15 protein-coding genes are annotated in these 15,797 nt (G+C 59.2%); 9 read left to right on the forward strand and 6 right to left on the reverse strand.

Features of this window, described 5'->3' with window-relative positions:
* Window positions 1–353 precede the first annotated feature (353 nt).
* From xthA to ACF8PE_RS01950, 6 genes are all read left to right on the forward strand, one after another.
* Window positions 354–1,163 carry an exodeoxyribonuclease III gene (xthA, locus tag ACF8PE_RS01925; protein WP_077226398.1) on the forward strand — a complete coding sequence of 270 codons (810 nt, stop codon included), beginning with the start codon at window positions 354–356 and terminating at the stop codon, window positions 1,161–1,163.
* Window positions 1,164–1,850: a TVP38/TMEM64 family protein gene (locus ACF8PE_RS01930; RefSeq protein WP_077226399.1), complete on the forward strand. Its 687-nt coding sequence runs from the start codon at window positions 1,164–1,166 to the stop codon at window positions 1,848–1,850.
* A gap of 20 nt (window positions 1,851–1,870) precedes the next feature.
* Window positions 1,871–3,034 carry an ABC transporter substrate-binding protein gene (locus tag ACF8PE_RS01935; protein WP_392494498.1) on the forward strand — a complete coding sequence of 388 codons (1,164 nt, stop codon included), beginning with the start codon at window positions 1,871–1,873 and terminating at the stop codon, window positions 3,032–3,034.
* Complete coding sequence (locus tag ACF8PE_RS01940) at window positions 3,007–4,542, forward strand: ABC transporter permease subunit (RefSeq protein WP_234549073.1); 1,536 nt, start codon at window positions 3,007–3,009, stop codon at window positions 4,540–4,542. The genes ACF8PE_RS01935 and ACF8PE_RS01940 overlap by 28 nt, the downstream gene beginning before the upstream one ends.
* Entirely contained in the window at window positions 4,542–5,174 is a 633-nt protein-coding gene (locus ACF8PE_RS01945) for an ATP-binding cassette domain-containing protein (RefSeq protein WP_234549074.1), read from the forward strand. The genes ACF8PE_RS01940 and ACF8PE_RS01945 overlap by 1 nt, the downstream gene beginning before the upstream one ends.
* Window positions 5,175–5,261: 87 nt before the next feature.
* Entirely contained in the window at window positions 5,262–6,569 is a 1,308-nt protein-coding gene (locus ACF8PE_RS01950) for a rhodanese-like domain-containing protein (RefSeq protein WP_200142802.1), read from the forward strand.
* Window positions 6,570–6,581: 12 nt separating this feature from the next.
* On the opposite strand, the gene ACF8PE_RS01955 is transcribed toward ACF8PE_RS01950, so the two are convergent.
* Complete coding sequence (locus ACF8PE_RS01955) at window positions 6,582–7,193, reverse strand: CDP-alcohol phosphatidyltransferase family protein (RefSeq protein ID WP_234549075.1); 612 nt, start codon at window positions 7,191–7,193, stop codon at window positions 6,582–6,584.
* Window positions 7,186–7,686, reverse strand: coding sequence for a carboxymuconolactone decarboxylase family protein (locus ACF8PE_RS01960; protein ID WP_233629078.1), 501 nt, complete (start codon window positions 7,684–7,686; stop codon window positions 7,186–7,188). Before ACF8PE_RS01960 ends, ACF8PE_RS01955 begins: the two co-directional genes overlap by 8 nt.
* 141 nt (window positions 7,687–7,827) lie before the next feature.
* On the opposite strand from ACF8PE_RS01960, the gene ACF8PE_RS01965 reads away from it, so the two are divergent.
* The gene (locus ACF8PE_RS01965; RefSeq protein ID WP_077226404.1) at window positions 7,828–8,238 is read left to right on the forward strand and encodes a pyrimidine (deoxy)nucleoside triphosphate diphosphatase; all 411 of its coding nucleotides are present in this window, start codon (window positions 7,828–7,830) and stop codon (window positions 8,236–8,238) included.
* Here ACF8PE_RS01965 and ACF8PE_RS01970 read toward each other — a convergent pair.
* A complete protein-coding gene (locus tag ACF8PE_RS01970) occupies window positions 8,204–8,479 on the reverse strand; it encodes a YnjH family protein (RefSeq protein ID WP_032617697.1) in 276 nt (91 codons plus the stop codon). The genes ACF8PE_RS01965 and ACF8PE_RS01970 overlap by 35 nt on opposite strands.
* 236 nt (window positions 8,480–8,715) lie before the next feature.
* Between ACF8PE_RS01970 and gdhA the strand changes: the two genes are divergently transcribed.
* A complete protein-coding gene (gene gdhA, locus ACF8PE_RS01975; protein ID WP_103792879.1) occupies window positions 8,716–10,059 on the forward strand; it encodes an NADP-specific glutamate dehydrogenase in 1,344 nt (447 codons plus the stop codon).
* Window positions 10,060–10,131: 72 nt separating this feature from the next.
* Here the strand turns inward: gdhA and ACF8PE_RS01980 are convergent, their stop codons facing one another.
* From ACF8PE_RS01980 to ACF8PE_RS01990, 3 genes are all read right to left on the reverse strand, one after another.
* Complete coding sequence (locus tag ACF8PE_RS01980) at window positions 10,132–12,036, reverse strand: DNA topoisomerase III (RefSeq protein WP_117386085.1); 1,905 nt, start codon at window positions 12,034–12,036, stop codon at window positions 10,132–10,134.
* Between the two features lie 4 nt (window positions 12,037–12,040).
* A complete protein-coding gene (gene selD / locus ACF8PE_RS01985; protein WP_234549077.1) occupies window positions 12,041–13,084 on the reverse strand; it encodes a selenide, water dikinase SelD in 1,044 nt (347 codons plus the stop codon).
* Window positions 13,085–13,200: 116 nt separating this feature from the next.
* Window positions 13,201–13,752, reverse strand: coding sequence for an NAD(P)H nitroreductase (locus ACF8PE_RS01990; protein ID WP_262660115.1), 552 nt, complete (start codon window positions 13,750–13,752; stop codon window positions 13,201–13,203).
* A 163-nt stretch (window positions 13,753–13,915) separates the two neighbouring features.
* On the opposite strand from ACF8PE_RS01990, the gene sppA reads away from it, so the two are divergent.
* On the forward strand, window positions 13,916–15,772 hold the full coding sequence (sppA, locus tag ACF8PE_RS01995) for a signal peptide peptidase SppA (RefSeq protein ID WP_032617692.1): 1,857 nt from the start codon (window positions 13,916–13,918) through the stop codon (window positions 15,770–15,772).
* Window positions 15,773–15,797 lie beyond the last annotated feature (25 nt).

The raw sequence follows: 15,797 nt of genomic DNA on the forward strand, positions 1-15,797 counted from the left end.
AGCACTAAAAATGCATAAACGGGATGGGGTAACGTAATATCAATGAGTTATAATATGGCGTTATTCACTGTTTTTGCATAATAAGTGAATATTTTTACAACAAGCGGGGCTTTGCCGCATGAAAAATAGCTGTTTTATGCAGAAGCCAAATATAATTCTGGAATTGTGATCGCTCGCGAAATTTGTGGTCCCTTTTCGCGCCATTACAGGGCATCCCGGGCCAGTTCGGTGCAAAAATTGCACTGTCGGCGCGATCTGTCACAGTAATTGGTGGAACATACGCAGCGGCGGCAGTCAGCCCAACGAAATTCTGCTACCATCCTTGCACTATTCACCTTGCACTGGCAGCGACTATGAAATTTGTCTCTTTTAATATCAACGGCCTGCGCGCCCGTCCTCATCAACTGCAAGCCATCGTTGATCAACATCAGCCTGACGTTATCGGCCTGCAGGAGACAAAAGTCCACGACGACATGTTCCCTCTCGAAGAGGTGGCGAAACTGGGCTACAACGTCTTTTATCATGGCCAGAAAGGCCATTACGGTGTGGCGCTGCTCACTAAAGAGACCCCTGTCTCCGTGCGTCGCGGCTTCCCGGGCGACAACGAAGAGTCCCAGCGTCGTATCATCATGGCGGAAATTCCTTCACCGCTTGGCAACATCACTGTGATCAACGGTTACTTCCCGCAGGGCGAGAGCCGCGACCACCCGCTAAAATTCCCGGCCAAAGAGAAGTTCTACCAGGATCTGCAGTCGTACCTCGAAACCGAGCTGAAAAAAGAGAACCCGGTGTTGATCATGGGCGACATGAACATCAGCCACACTGACCTGGATATCGGCATCGGCGAAGACAGCCGCAAGCGCTGGCTGCGCGCCGGGAAATGCTCCTTCCTGCCGGAAGAGCGCGAATGGATGGCGCGTCTGATGGACTGGGGTCTGGTGGATACGTTCCGCCACGCCAACCCGGAGACTCAGGATCGCTTCTCATGGTTCGATTATCGCTCCAAAGGGTTTGATGATAACCGCGGCCTGCGTATCGACCTGCTGCTGGCAAGCTCCGTGTTGGCAGAGCGCTGTGTCGAAACCGGGATCGACTACGAAATCCGCAGCATGGAAAAACCGTCCGACCACGCCCCGGTATGGGCGACGTTCGACGTCAAATGAATGGCGACAAACGCCCGTAAAATCATCCTGATATGCGCCCTTCTGGGCGCATTTATTGTTATTTATACGCAATTGCCGCCCGGCAGCGTAACGCTGGAAAATCTTCAGGCGCGGCATCAGGCGCTGCTGCTTTACTGCCAGCAGGCCCCGCGCCAGAGCGCTGCCCTCTATTTTATTCTCTATGTGCTGGTGACCACCCTGTCATTGCCGGGGGCTGCGTTGCTGACCCTGCTCGGCGGGGCGCTGTTCGGTCTCTGGCCGGGGATCCTGCTGGTCTCTTTCGCCTCGACGCTGGGCGCCACGCTGGCGATGCTGGTCAGCCGTTATCTGCTGCGCGACTGGGTGCAGCACCGCTTTGCCGGGCAGATGCGCACCGTTAATGACGGGGTGGCGCGGGACGGGGCATTTTATCTGTTTGCCCTGCGTCTGATGCCATTGTTCCCGTTCTTTGTGGTTAACCTGCTCGCCGGGGTAACGCGCCTTGGGGTATGGCGCTACTGGTGGGTTAGCCAGCTTGGGATGTTACCGGGGGCTATTGTCTATCTCAATGCGGGCCACCAGTTGGGGCAGATAACGTCGCTGCATGATATCCTCTCGCCGGGCGTGGTTTTTGCCTTTACGCTACTGGGGCTGCTGCCGCTTATCACCCGCTGGCTGTTCGCCCGCTTTTCCCGAACGTCTTTATAACAGGGGGCATTATGCGCCGTGTGCGTTTTTGCATGTTATTGACCGGCCTGCTGATCGCAGGGCCGGCGCTGGCTGATGACGGCTGGCAGAAAACCAAAGAGGATGCCCGGGGCCAGACCGTCTGGTTCAATGCCTGGGGCGGTGACGAGGCGGTGAACCGCTACCTGGACTGGGTGAGTGGCGAGATGAAAAGCCACTACGCCATTAACCTGAAGATTGTCCGTCTGGCGGATGCGGCCGATGCGGTGAAGCGCATCCAGACCGAGGCCAGCGCCGGGCGCAAAACCAACGGCTCGGTTGATCTGCTCTGGGTCAACGGCGAGAACTTCCGCACCCTGAAAACCGCCGGGTTGTTGCAGACCGGGTGGGCGCAAAGCCTTCCCAACTGGCGTTACGTCGACACTCATAAACCGGTGACAGAGGATTTCGCCATCCCGACGGAGGGGGCTGAATCCCCGTGGGGCAGCGCACAACTCACCTTTATCGCCAGCCGTCAGACCCTGCCGCACCCCCTTAAGGATCCCGAGGCGCTGCTGGAGTATGCCACGCAACATCCTGGCACTGTTACCTACCCGCGCCCGCCTGACTTTACCGGCACCGCGTTTCTGGAACAGATCCTTCTGACCCAGACCACCCAACCCGACGCGCTAAAACAGCCGCCGGACAGCGCCACCTTTGCCGCCGTCACCGCCCCGCTATGGGTTTATCTGGATAAACTGCATCCTCATCTGTGGCGCGAGGGCAAGGATTTTCCACCGTCTCCGGCGCGGATGGATGCCTTGCTGGCCAATGGCAACTTAAACCTGTCGATCACATTCAATCCGGCCCATGCCCGGCAACAAGTGAACAGCAAAGCATTGCCCGCTGACAGCTACAGCTTCGGTTTTCAACAGGGGATGATTGGCAACGTACACTTCGTCACCATCCCGGCCAATGCCTCTGCCAGCGCAGGCGCAAAAGTGGTCGCCAACTTTTTACTTTCCCCGCAGGCGCAGATCCGCAAGGCCGACCCGGCCAACTGGGGCGATCCGAGCGTGCTGGATCCGCAAAAAGTGCCCGCTGCTGAGGCCGCACAGCTGCGCCAGTTTATTCCAACCGATTTACCTGCAACGCTCGGCGAACCCCACGCCGCCTGGGTTAATGCGCTGGAGCAGGCATGGCTGCGTCGCTACGGCACCCACTAAGCTGGCTCGCGTGGGCACTCATGGCGGCAGTTTATCTGCCGCTGCTGCCCGCCTTTGCCCTGCTGTTACCGCCGGTTTTCTCTCTGGAGAACTGGCGGGCGCTGGCGGCGGATCCGCAGTTGCCGCAGGCGCTGATCGCCACCCTGGTGTCTACCCTGATTGCCGCCGTCGGTGCGCTGCTCCTGGCGCTGGCGGTGGTGGCTGCGCTGTGGCCCGGCAGTCGCTGGCGGCGGCTGTGTAATCACCTGCCTTGGCTGCTGGCGATCCCTCATGTGGCCTTTGCCGTCAGCGTGCTGTTGATGTTTGCCGAAGGCGGTGAACTTTACCGCGTCTGTTCGTTTTGCTCGCCGGTTATGGATCGCTATGGGATTGGGCTGGGCCTGACCCTCGCCGTCAAGGAGAGCGCCTTTGTTATCTGGGCTATTTACGCCTCGCTGCCAGAAAAAACGTTGGCGCAAAAAGTCACTATTCTGCGAACGCTGGGCTATAGCCGCTGGCAGGCGCTGCGCTGGCTGATCCTGCCCGCCATTGCGCCCGCGCTGGGGGCGGTGATGCTGGCAGTGATCGCCTGGACGCTGTCGGCGGTGGATGTGGCCCTGATCCTCGGGCCGGGTAATCCCCCCACCCTCGCCGTGCTGGCCTGGCAGTGGCTTTCGCAGGGCGATGCGCAACAGCAGGCGAAGGGGATGCTGGTGTGCGTGATCCTGCTGGTGCTGCTGGAGCTGATCGCCGTCATGCTGTTTATCGGCTGGCAACGCTGGCGCCGCACTATCCCGGATATCTCCGGGAAGCGCCCGACGCCGCGCCCGCTAAGGGTGGGACGCGCCTGTGGCCTGCTACTGCCGTTAGCAGGGATCGTCAGCGTGGTAATACTGGTGCTAACCGCAGGCAATGCCAGTGTCTCCCGCGAGACGGCGGGCGAGAGCCTGACGCTGGGCCTCGCTTCGGCGGCGCTTGCCCTGGGGATGATCCTGCTCTGGCTGGAGTGGGGTCCACAGCGCGGCGGCTTCTGGGTCTGGCTACCGCTGGCCCTCCCCGCCCTGCCGCTGGTGGCCGGGCAGTATCAGCTGGCCTTGCTGCTGCAACTCGACGGGCAATGGATCGCCGTGCTGTGGGGGCATTTACTGTGGGTACTGCCGTGGATGCTGCTGGTAATGCAGCCCGCCTGGCGCCGACTCGATCCGCGCCTGATTCTGATTGCCCGCACACTGGGATGGGGATCGCTTAAAATATTCTGGCTGGTCAAATGCCCGCAGATGATCCGCCCGGCGCTCACCGCCTTTGCCGTCGGGTTTTCCGTCAGCATGGCGCAGTATCTGCCCACCCTGTGGCTGGGCAGCGGCCGGTTCGCCACCCTGACCACCGACGCCGTGGCGCTCAGTAGCGGGGGCAGTAGCGCCGTGCTGGCGGCCCAGGCGCTGTGGCAATTGCTGTTGCCGATGCTGGTTTTCGCCGCCTGCATCCTGATTTCCCGGCTGGTTGGCCGTTTTCGACAGGGGTTACGTTAATGCTGATGGTTAAGGATGTTTCGCTCGCGCTGCGCCACACGACGCTGTTGCACAACGTTAACTTCAGCGTGCGGCCTGGCGACATTCTCACCCTGATGGGCCCGTCCGGCAGCGGTAAATCGTCGCTGTTTGCCTGGATGGCAGGTGCCCTGCCCGGCGATTTTCGCGCCGCAGGTGAGCTGTGGATCAACGCCCGGCGCTGTGACGCCCTGCCCACCGAGCAGCGCGGAGTGGGCCTGCTGTTTCAGGATGCCTTGCTCTTCGATCACTTCAGCGTCGGGCAGAATCTGCTGCTGGCGCTTCCGGCGGCGATTAAAGGCGAGCGCCGACAGCAGGCGGTGATTGCGGCGCTGGACGCCGCCGAACTGAACGGTTTTTTTCATCGCGACCCCGCTACGCTCTCCGGTGGCCAGCGCGCCCGGGTAAGTCTGCTCCGCGCCCTGCTGGCCCAGCCGCAGGCGCTGCTGCTCGATGAACCTTTTAGCCGCCTGGATAAAAACCTGCGCGACCAGTTTCGCCGTTGGGTGTTCGCGGAAGTGCGCACCCGGCAGATCCCGGTGGTACAGGTCACGCACGATGACGAAGATATTCCCCCGAACGGGCGCGTGCTGCCGATGGCGGGCTGGCAATGAATTCCATGACATCCTGCGCAAACGCAACGTTTTTTGGCTGGCAGGTTGCCACAATCACGGCTCATTTCTTTACGATCGGGCTTTTCGATGAAACGTGTTTCTCAACTGACCGCGCTGACCGCCGCTTTAGGTCTCGCCGCTTTCTCTTCTTTTGCTGCTGAAATGGCACCTTCCCTCACGCTGACAGCGCTTCAGCAACAGCAAGGCGCCCTGATTGACACCCGCGCCAGCGCCTTCTACAACGGCTGGCCGCAGACCCTGAACGGTCCGTCCGGCCACGAGCCTGCCGCGCTGAACCTTTCCGCCAGCTGGCTTGGGGCCATGAACGAGACCCAGCTGAAAGCCTGGGCTTCGCAGCACCAGCTCACGCCGACCACGCCGGTTGCCCTGTACGGTAGCGACAGCGATAACCAGGCCGTTAAGGCGCGGCTGAATCAGGCGGGTTTCAGCCAGGTCACGTTGTTGAGTGATGCCCTGCAAACCCCGGCGCGCCTCCAGCGTCTCGCCCACTTCGAGCAACTGGTCTACCCGCAGTGGCTGCACCAGCTCCAGCAGGGTAAGCCGGTCACGGCTGCGCCTGCCGGCGAGTGGAGAGTGATTGAAGCGGCCTGGGGCGCACCCAAATTTTATCTGCTGAGCCACATCCCCGGCGCAGACTATATCGACACCAATGAAGTGGAAAGCGAGCCGCTGTGGAACAAAGTTTCTGATGCGGATCTCAAAGCGATGCTGGCAAAACATGGCATTCGCCATGACACCACGGTGATCCTCTACGGCCGCGATGTGTATGCCGCCGCGCGCGTGGCGCAGATCATGCTCTATGCCGGGGTGAAAGATGTTCGCCTGCTGGATGGCGGCTGGAAAGCCTGGGACAATGCAAAACTGCCGGTTGAACGCGGCACACCGAATAAAGTGACGCCAGCGGCCGATTTTGGCGCGCCGATCCCGGGTCAGCCACAGCTGATGCTGAATACCGAACAGGCACGTGGCCTGCTGCACCGCAAGGATGCTTCTCTGGTGAGCATCCGCTCCTGGCCGGAATTTACCGGCGTGACCAGCGGCTACAGCTACATTAAGCCAAAAGGCGAGATCGCAGGCGCACGCTGGGGTCATGCCGGAAGTGACTCTACCCATATGGAAGATTTCCATAACCCGGATGGAACCATGCGTAGCGCAGAGGATATCGCCGCGATGTGGAAGCAGTGGCATATTCTGCCTGATCAGCAGGTGGCGTTTTACTGCGGCACCGGCTGGCGGGCATCGGAAACCTTTATGTATGCCCGGGCGATGGGCTGGAAAAATGTCGGCGTCTATGACGGCGGCTGGTACGAATGGAGCAGCAACCCGCAGAATCCGGTTGCTACCGGTGAACGCGGGCCAGACGCGTCACTCTGATCCTGCCTGACGCTAAGCCTCTTTCAGCGTCAGATAACCACTCCAGATGCGCGTTGCGGTGGTGAGCCAGCACAACGCGCCGAAAACCCACGCCAGCCATGCAAAGTGCGCCGGGAACAGGCAGAAAAGCACAAACAGCAGGATGGTTTCGGTTCCTTCTGTTAGCCCACCCAGATAGTAAAACGACTTGTGGGCATAGCCCGGATTGTCGATGTCATGCTTCGCGGCCAGCGTGGCAAACGCCAGGAAGCTGCTGCCGGTGCCAATAAAGGCAAACAGTAGCCAGGCGGCTGGCAACGCATTAAGCGCGGGATCCGCGAGGGCAAAGCCAAAGGGCACGAGGGCATAAAACAGAAAATCGAGGGCGATATCAAGAAAGCCACCGGCATCGGTTAATCCTCTGCGTCGCGCCAGTGCGCCATCCAGTCCGTCCAGCAGGCGGTTCAGTACAATGGCCACCAGCGCCGCCAGATACCAGCCCAGCGCCAGAAACGGCAAGGCCAGCACGCCGATGGCAAAGCCGATCAACGTTATGCCGTCCGGGCTGATTTCCGGTTTATCCAGTCTCATCACCAGCCGGTTGAGTAGCGGTTTCAGGCGCGGGTGGAGGTGACGGTCAAGCATCGTGTTTTTCTCCAGGCATGACGCATAACCCTTGCGAGGGGATATCCAGCGCGGCATTGAAACGCGCTGACAGGTTCTGAAAAGCGAGCAACGAGGTCATCTCCGTAATCGCCTGTTCGCTGAAGTGGTGGCGCAATGCGGCTTTTAGTGCATCGTCAACCACCGGCGGGGTAGCGGAAACCGCCTCGGCATAGGCCAGTGCAGCGCGCTCCTGGTCGCTGAAGAGCGTGCTGTCGCGCCATGTTGCAACGGCCTGTACCTTTGCCATTCCGCCGCTGCGTTGCGCCAGACGTAACGCATTGGCATCGATGCAGAACGCGCAATGGCACACCTGAGAGACGCGGGTCATCAGCAGCGAACGCAGCACCGGATCGAGAGGCGATTTTTTACGTTCGAGATACCCGACAAACAGCGCCACCAGCCAGAATAGCCGGGGCATTCTCCCCCACCAGCGCAGCGGGTTAAGCACCGCGCCATAATGTTTTTTCTGCATCCTGGCGATTGGCGTTAAACTGGCGGGGATGGATTCGATGGGTTTAACCCAGACTGGCGGTGACTCTTTCACAGGATGCTCCCTGGTCGCTAATAAGTACGCAGATCCTAACGCTTTCTCTCTCACTCATTATTGACGACCATGCTAAAAACACTCGATGTTGTTTGCGCTATTCTCGAACAGGATGGCAAAATTTTACTGGCGCAGCGCCCGCTGCATGCGGATCAACCCGGTTTGTGGGAGTTTGCCGGGGGCAAAGTGGAGGCGGGAGAGACGCAGCCCGACGCCCTGGTACGTGAGCTGCGCGAAGAGCTGGGCATCGAGGCCCGGCCCACGCGCTATATCGCCAGCCACCAGCGTGAAGTGTCGCAGCGGCTTATCACTCTACACGCCTGGCACGTGCCGGCGTTTACCGGCACGCCCGAAACGCACTATCACAGCCAACTGGCGTGGTGCTCTCCGCGCGAGGCGCTGAGCTACGATCTTGCCCCGGCGGATATCCCCCTGCTGGAGGCGTTTATTCTCTTACGCGACGCCAGACCAGCGGATTAGTGCTAATGGCATTCTGATCGCGCTGGCACTGCAATAACACCCCGTCGGCCTTCACCACCGCCCCTTCGGAATAGTTCTGATCCTGATAGATGCAGCACTGGTTGCACGGCGGCGGGCGCTGACCGCTGGAGCTGAAGATCTCCGGCGGGATATTCACATCCACCCCGGTACCAAACCGCTGGTCGGCCTGACTGCCGGCCGCGAAAACCCCAAGCAAAACAGCCATCACAATACGCTTCATCGACGCTTCTTCCTGTTGTGTCCTGATATTCACTATAACGGTAAAAAACCCGGGAAGCTTTAATCCCGCCGATCATCGTTTTTTGTTATGACCCGGCACGTGTAATGAATTTAACTTGAGGACAAAATTTAGCTTGCGTCACAAAGCGCATCGGGTGGTATAGTCGAAAAACACAACAACATGCATCTTTTTGTTACAAATAAAATAATCCCAAAATATTAGAGGAACTTATCAATATGGACCAGGCGTGCTCTCTTGAATCCTTTCTGAACCGCGTTCAACAGCGTGACCCACATCAGAGCGAATTTGCTCAGGCCGTACGTGAAGTGATGACCACCCTCTGGCCATTCCTGGAACAAAACCCGCGCTACCGTCAGATGTCTCTGCTTGAACGCCTGGTTGAACCCGAGCGCGTGATCCAGTTCCGCGTAGTGTGGGTTGACGACCGTAATCAGGTGCAGGTCAACCGCGCCTGGCGTGTCCAGTTCAGCTCTGCGATTGGTCCATTCAAGGGCGGGATGCGTTTCCACCCGTCGGTTAACCTGTCGATCCTGAAGTTCCTCGGCTTTGAACAAACCTTTAAAAATGCCCTCACCACCCTGCCTATGGGCGGCGGCAAAGGCGGCAGCGATTTTGATCCGAAAGGCAAAAGCGAAGGCGAAGTGATGCGCTTCTGCCAGGCGCTGATGACCGAACTGTACCGTCACCTGGGCGCGGATACCGACGTACCGGCCGGGGATATCGGCGTGGGCGGGCGTGAAGTGGGCTTTATGGCCGGGATGATGAAAAAACTCTCCAACAACAGCGCCTGCGTCTTCACCGGGAAAGGCCTCTCCTTCGGCGGCAGCCTGATCCGCCCGGAAGCGACCGGTTACGGTCTGGTCTACTTCACTGAAGCGATGCTGAAGCGTCACGGAATGAGCTTCGACGGCATGCGCGTGGCGGTGTCGGGTTCTGGCAACGTGGCCCAGTACGCTATCGAGAAAGCAATGGAACTGGGTGCCCGGGTGATCACCGCCTCTGACTCCAGCGGCACCGTGGTTGACGAAGCGGGCTTCACCTCTGAAAAACTGGCGCGCCTGTGCGAAATCAAAGCCAGCCGCGACGGCCGTGTGGCCGATTATGCCCGTGAGTTCGGTCTGACCTATCTTGAAGGCAAACAGCCGTGGGCTGTACCGGTCGATATCGCCCTGCCATGCGCGACCCAGAACGAACTGGATGTGGATGCGGCACGCCAGCTGATCGCCAACGGTGTCAGAGCAGTCGCCGAAGGGGCTAACATGCCAACCACTATCGAAGCCACCGACCTGTTCCTGCAGGCTGGCGTGCTGTTCGCACCGGGTAAAGCAGCCAACGCTGGCGGTGTGGCAACCTCAGGCCTGGAGATGGCGCAGAATGCCGCGCGTATGGGCTGGAAAGCAGAGAAAGTGGATGCGCGCCTGCATCACATCATGCTGGATATTCACCACGCTTGCGTTGAGTATGGCGGGGAAGAGAAGCAGACCAACTATGTTCGCGGGGCGAACATTGCCGGGTTTGTGAAGGTCGCGGATGCGATGTTGGGTCAGGGTGTGATCTGATTCTGCGCCCTCTTCTCAAGGGAGAGGGCGAAAAACTCAGGCCGGGTGAGCGTCGCGCCACCCGGCGAATTTTCAGGCCGTACTCTTCTTTTTGAACTTTTTCTTCTTATCGCCACCCGGCGCAACCATGCCACGAAAATCCCTGACGGACGTGTTCCGCGCCTGGTTAATCAGATCGAATAACGTGCCCACCAGCGGCTGCATAAAATCCTGATATCGACACTGTTTTTCGCTGATCTGGGTCAGTACTGACTCCCAGTGCGCGGTCATATCCGGTCTTGCGGCCATCTCCGGCAGGGAGTGGATCAGCGCCTTTCCGGCATCCGTCGCGTGGATGTAACGCCCTTTCTTGTGCAGAAAACCGCGTTTAAACAGCAGCTCGATGATCCCGGCGCGGGTCGCTTCCGTTCCCAACCCGTCGGTAGCACGCAGGATCTTCTTCAGATCTTTATCCTGCACAAACCGGGCGATTCCGGTCATGGCGGAGAGGATAGTCGCGTCGGTGAAGTGGCGCGGCGGCTGAGTCTGTCGCTCCACCACTTCGCCCTTCTCACAGAGCAGCTCATCGTCTTTTTTCACCACCGGCAGCGGCGTGCCGTCGTTTTCTTCATCCCGCTCTTTACTGCCCAGCAGCGTGCGCCAACCCGCTTCGGCGAGGAAGCGTGCCTTGGCGATAAACTTGCCTTTGGCGATCTCCAGCTCAATGACGCACTTGCGGAACAGCGCATCCGGGCAGAACTGCATCAAGTACTGACGGGCAATAAGGTTATAAACCTTCGACTCATTCTCGGTCAGATTGACCTTACTGCTGCGGGCGGTCGGAATGATAGCGTGGTGAGCATCCACCTTTTTATCGTCCCAGCAGCGGTTGCGCGTATCCGGGTTGACCACCGGCTGCGGCATTAAATCAGGAGCATGAGCGGCAATGGCGTTCAGCACCGCGTGGCGTCCGGCAAAATGCTCTTCCGGCAGATAGCGGCTATCAGAACGCGGATAGGTAATCAGCTTATGCGTTTCATACAGCTTCTGGCAGATATCGAGCACGTTTTGCGCGCTCAGGCCGTAGCGTTTCGCGGCCTCGATCTGCAGAGCGGAAAGGGAAAACGGCAGCGGCGCGGGTTCTGATTCCCGTTTATCGTTATAGCTGGTGACGACGGCGGGCTGGCCCTGAATGCGGGTCACCACGTGGTCGGCCAGAGGACGATGCAGCAGACGTCCCTCTTCATCCTGATAAGGTTCGCAGGCCTCGCTCGGCTGCCAGACGGCGGTAAAGCGTTCGTCCTTCGGGGTGACAATATGGGCCTTCACTTCGAAGAAGTCTTTGGCGACAAAGTTCTCAATTTCTTCATCACGGCGCACCACCAGCCCCAGCACCGGCGTCTGTACGCGGCCCACCGACAGCACCCCTTGATAACCCGCGTTACGCCCGAGAATGGTATAGGCGCGGGTCATGTTGATGCCGTACAGCCAGTCGGCGCGGGCACGGGCCAGCGCCGACACGCACAGCGGCACAAACTCGCTGTTGGATCGCAGACGCGAAATGGCACGCTCTACCGCCTGCGGGTTGAGATCGTTAATCAGACAGCGTTTTACCTGGTGGCGTTTTTCTGGCGCGAGGTTCAGGTAATCCAGTACCTCGTCCACCAGCAGCTGCCCTTCTCTGTCCGGGTCACCGGCGTGGATCACTTCTGCTGCGTCATTCAGCAGACGCTTAATGACGTTGAGCTGTTTGGTCACCGACGGGCGTGGCTGCAGCTGCCACTTTTCTGGCACGATAGGGAGATCGTTGAGATTCCAGCGCGCGTAGCGGCTGTCGTAGGCATCCGGCTGGGCCTGCTCCAGCAGGTGGCCGATACACCAGGTGACCACCTGCCCGTTCCCGCACTCGATATAACCATCGCCCTTGCGATGCGGCTTGGGTAATACATCCGCAATCGCCCGGGCGAGGCTGGGTTTTTCGGCAATAAATAACCGCATTGAATTAACGGATCTCAATCATCGGACGGCCACCGCGCGCAGTCACCAGCTCGCCGATGGCGGTCAGGGTGATACCGAACTCAGCGGCGGTTGCCTGGACTTCTGCTTCGGCCTCCGGGGTGACCGCCAGCAGCAGGCCGCCGGAAGTCTGCGGGTCGCACAGCAGATCGCGCCACTCGGCGGGCATCTCGCCCATCAGGTGACCGTAGCTGGCGAAGTTACGCTGCGTGCCACCCGGCACAGCCCCCTGGGCAATATAGGCTTCCACACCCGGCAGTTTCGGCACGTCCTGATACCAGACCTGCGCCTGCACACCCGCCCCCAGGCACACTTCGCTCAGGTGGCCCAGCAGGCCAAAGCCGGTCACGTCGGTCATCGCCTTCACGCCGTCAATGTTGGCGAAGGCGGCACCGGCGAGGTTCATCTGGCACATCACTTCCGTCGCCAGCCCCTGGTGTTCTGGCTTCAGCAGGGATTTTTTCTCCGCGGTCGTCAGGACACCAATGCCTAATGGTTTGGTCAGAAACAGCTTACAGCCTGCTTCGGCGGTGCTGTTGCGTTTGACGCGCTCCGTCGGCACTACGCCAGTCACTGCCAGGCCGAAAATCGGTTCAGGCGCGTCAATGGAGTGGCCACCCGCCAGCGCGATCCCCGCCTGCTGGCAGGCAAAGCGACCGCCCTCAATCACCTCGCGGGCGATCTCCGGGGCCAGGGTGTTGATCGGCCAGCCGAGGATCGCAATCGCCATGATCGGCTTGCCGCCCATGGCAAAGATATCGCTGATGGCGTTAGTGGCGGCAATGCGCCCGAAATCGAACGGGTTATCGACGATCGGCATAAAGAAATCGGTGGTGCTGATAATGCTGGTGCCGTTGCCTAAATCGTAGACTGCCGCATCGTCGCGGGTCTCGTTACCCACCAGCAGGTTCGGGTCGACAAACTTCGCCTGCTCGCTATGGAGAATGGTTTCCAGCACTTTAGGGGAAATTTTACAACCGCAACCGGCTCCATGGCTGTATTGCGTTAAACGAATAGCTTGCTCGCTCATGACAATCTCCTTTCATTACAATTGCACTATGGTAGCGCTCATTCCATTAAGTGATAAGTATGACTGTCTGAATTCTGCTGCGGTTGCTCAGGATCCAGACAGTTTTGTGTTGGGGATCAGAAATGGGTGACGAATGGCGCGGTATCAGGCACGGAAACGGTGGTCGAGGCTTTGAGCTGTGGGGTGCCCAGATAGAGGAATCCGACGATTTTATCGTCTGCGCCGCAGGACAGGCCGTCGCGTACCACCGGGCTGTCGGTTAACGCACCACTGCGCCAGATACCGTTGTAACCCTGGGCAACGGCGGCGAGCTGCATGGCCATCACCGCACATCCGGCTGACATCTCCTGCTCCCAGACCGGCACCTTGTGCTGCGACTGGCATTTCGCGACCACGGCGATAATCATCGGCGCGCGGAACGGGGCATTACGGGCTTTTTCAATCGCCTTTTCATCCTGACCTGCGGCCACGGCCCCTTTCTCCAGCAGGGCGCTAAAGCGATCGCGTCCATCACCCTCTATGATAAAGAAGTGCCACGGTTGTAAGGTGCCGTGATCCGGGGCACGCATCCCGGCGCGAAGAATGTTGTCCAGCTGTTCACCTGCCGGGGCTGGCTCCGCCAGGCGCGCCGCGCTACGACGGTTAACAAGCAGTTCGAGTGCATCCATGGGGTTACTCCTGTCTTGAAATTTACTCAAAATTAACACGACGGCAGATTTTGTTACAGCGTGGCAGGCGATTCCTGCTGACAAGTGGCGGTCGGGTCATTACGATAGCCCGACAACACCGTCCATGGCGACGGGAAGGTAATTATCTGGACAGGGAGAATACATGCGAACCCTCTGGCGACTGTTTGCCGGCTTTTTTAAATGGACGTGGCGACTGCTTAATTTCGTCCGCAATCTGGTGATGAACATCTTCTTCATCCTTATTCTGATGGTTTGCGTGGGCGTCTGGATGCACCTCAGCGCCACCAGCCAGTCGCAGAACACCGGCCGCGGTGCGCTTCTGCTGGATATCGCTGGGGTCGTGGTGGATAAACCCTCCACCAGCAATCGTCTTGGCGTGCTGGGTCGCCAGCTGTTTGGCGCCAGTAGCGACCGTCTGCAGGAAAACTCGCTGTTTGATATCGTCGATGCCATTCGTCAGGCGAAAGATGACCGTAACATTACCGGCATCGTGCTCGATCTGAAGAACTTCGCCGGGGCGGATCAGCCTTCCATGCAGTACATCGGTAAAGCGCTGCGCGAGTTCCGCGACAGCGGCAAACCGGTCATTGCGGTGGGCGATAACTACAGCCAGGGGCAGTACTATCTGGCAAGCTTCGCCAATAAAGTGTGGCTCTCGCCGCAGGGCACCGTCGATCTGCATGGCTTTGCCACCAATGGCCTCTATTACAAAACGCTGCTCGATAAGCTGAAAGTCACCACCCACGTGTTCCGTGTCGGCACCTATAAATCTGCCGTTGAGCCGTTTATCCGCGACGACATGTCCCCTGCTGCCCGCGAAGCAGACAGCCGCTGGATCGGCGAACTGTGGAAAAACTACCTGGGCACCGTTGCTGCGAACCGTCAGATCACCCCGGAGCAGGTCTTCCCGGGTGCGCAGGGGGTTCTGGACGGACTGCGTAAAGTCGAGGGGGATACCGCGAAGTATGCCCTGAACGCTAAGCTGGTGGATGCCCTGGGTACCAGCGCCGAGATTGAAAAATCTCTGACTAAACAGTTCGGCTGGAGTAAAGAGGAGAAGAATTACAGCGCCGTCAGCTTCTACGACTATCAGGCGAAAAAACCGGCCGATACCGGTGACAGCATTGCCGTGGTCTTCGCTAACGGAGCAATCATGGATGGCGAAGAGACGCCGGGCAACGTTGGCGGCGATACGACCGCGGCGCAAATCCGCGAAGCGCGCCTCGATCCGAAAGTGAAAGCCATCGTCCTGCGGGTGAACAGCCCGGGCGGCAGCGTCAGCGCCTCGGAAGTGATCCGCGCGGAACTGTCAGCGGCGCGCGCCGCCGGCAAACCGGTGGTGGTCTCTATGGGCGGGATGGCGGCATCCGGTGGTTACTGGATCTCGACCCCGGCGAACTACATCGTGGCGAACCCGAGCACCCTGACTGGCTCCATCGGCATCTTCGGCGTAATCAACACCGTGGAAAACAGCCTCGACTATCTTGGCGTGCATACCGATGGCGTTGCGACCTCGCCGCTGGCGGATGTTGCCATCACCAAAGCCTTACCGCCGGAAGTGTCAGAGATGATGCAACTCAGCATTGAGAACGGCTATAAGCGCTTTATCACCCTGGTGGCCGACTCCCGTAAGCAGACCCCGGCGCAGATTGATCAGATTGCGCAGGGCCACGTCTGGACCGGCCAGGATGCGAAGACCAATGGGCTGGTGGATAATCTGGGTGATTTCGATGACGCCGTCGCCAAAGCCGCCGAGCTGGCGAAGCTGAAGCAGTGGCATATCGATTTCTATCAGGATGAGCCGACCTTCATTGATGTGGTAATGGACAGCTTCTCCGGCTCGGTTAAAGCCATGCTGCCAGATGCGCTGCAGGCGTATCTGCCTGCACCGGTCGCCTCGGCGGCGAAAGCAGTCAAAGCGGAGGGCGATAAACTGGCCGCCTTTAACGATCCGCAAAATCGCTACGCGTTCTGCCTCACCTGCGCTAACGTACGTTAATCATCATCCCCTCTTCTGCGAAGAG

The sequence above is a fragment of the Leclercia sp. GLN_9 genome (assembly GCF_043105735.1).
Classification (GTDB): domain Bacteria; phylum Pseudomonadota; class Gammaproteobacteria; order Enterobacterales; family Enterobacteriaceae; genus Enterobacter; species Enterobacter adecarboxylatus.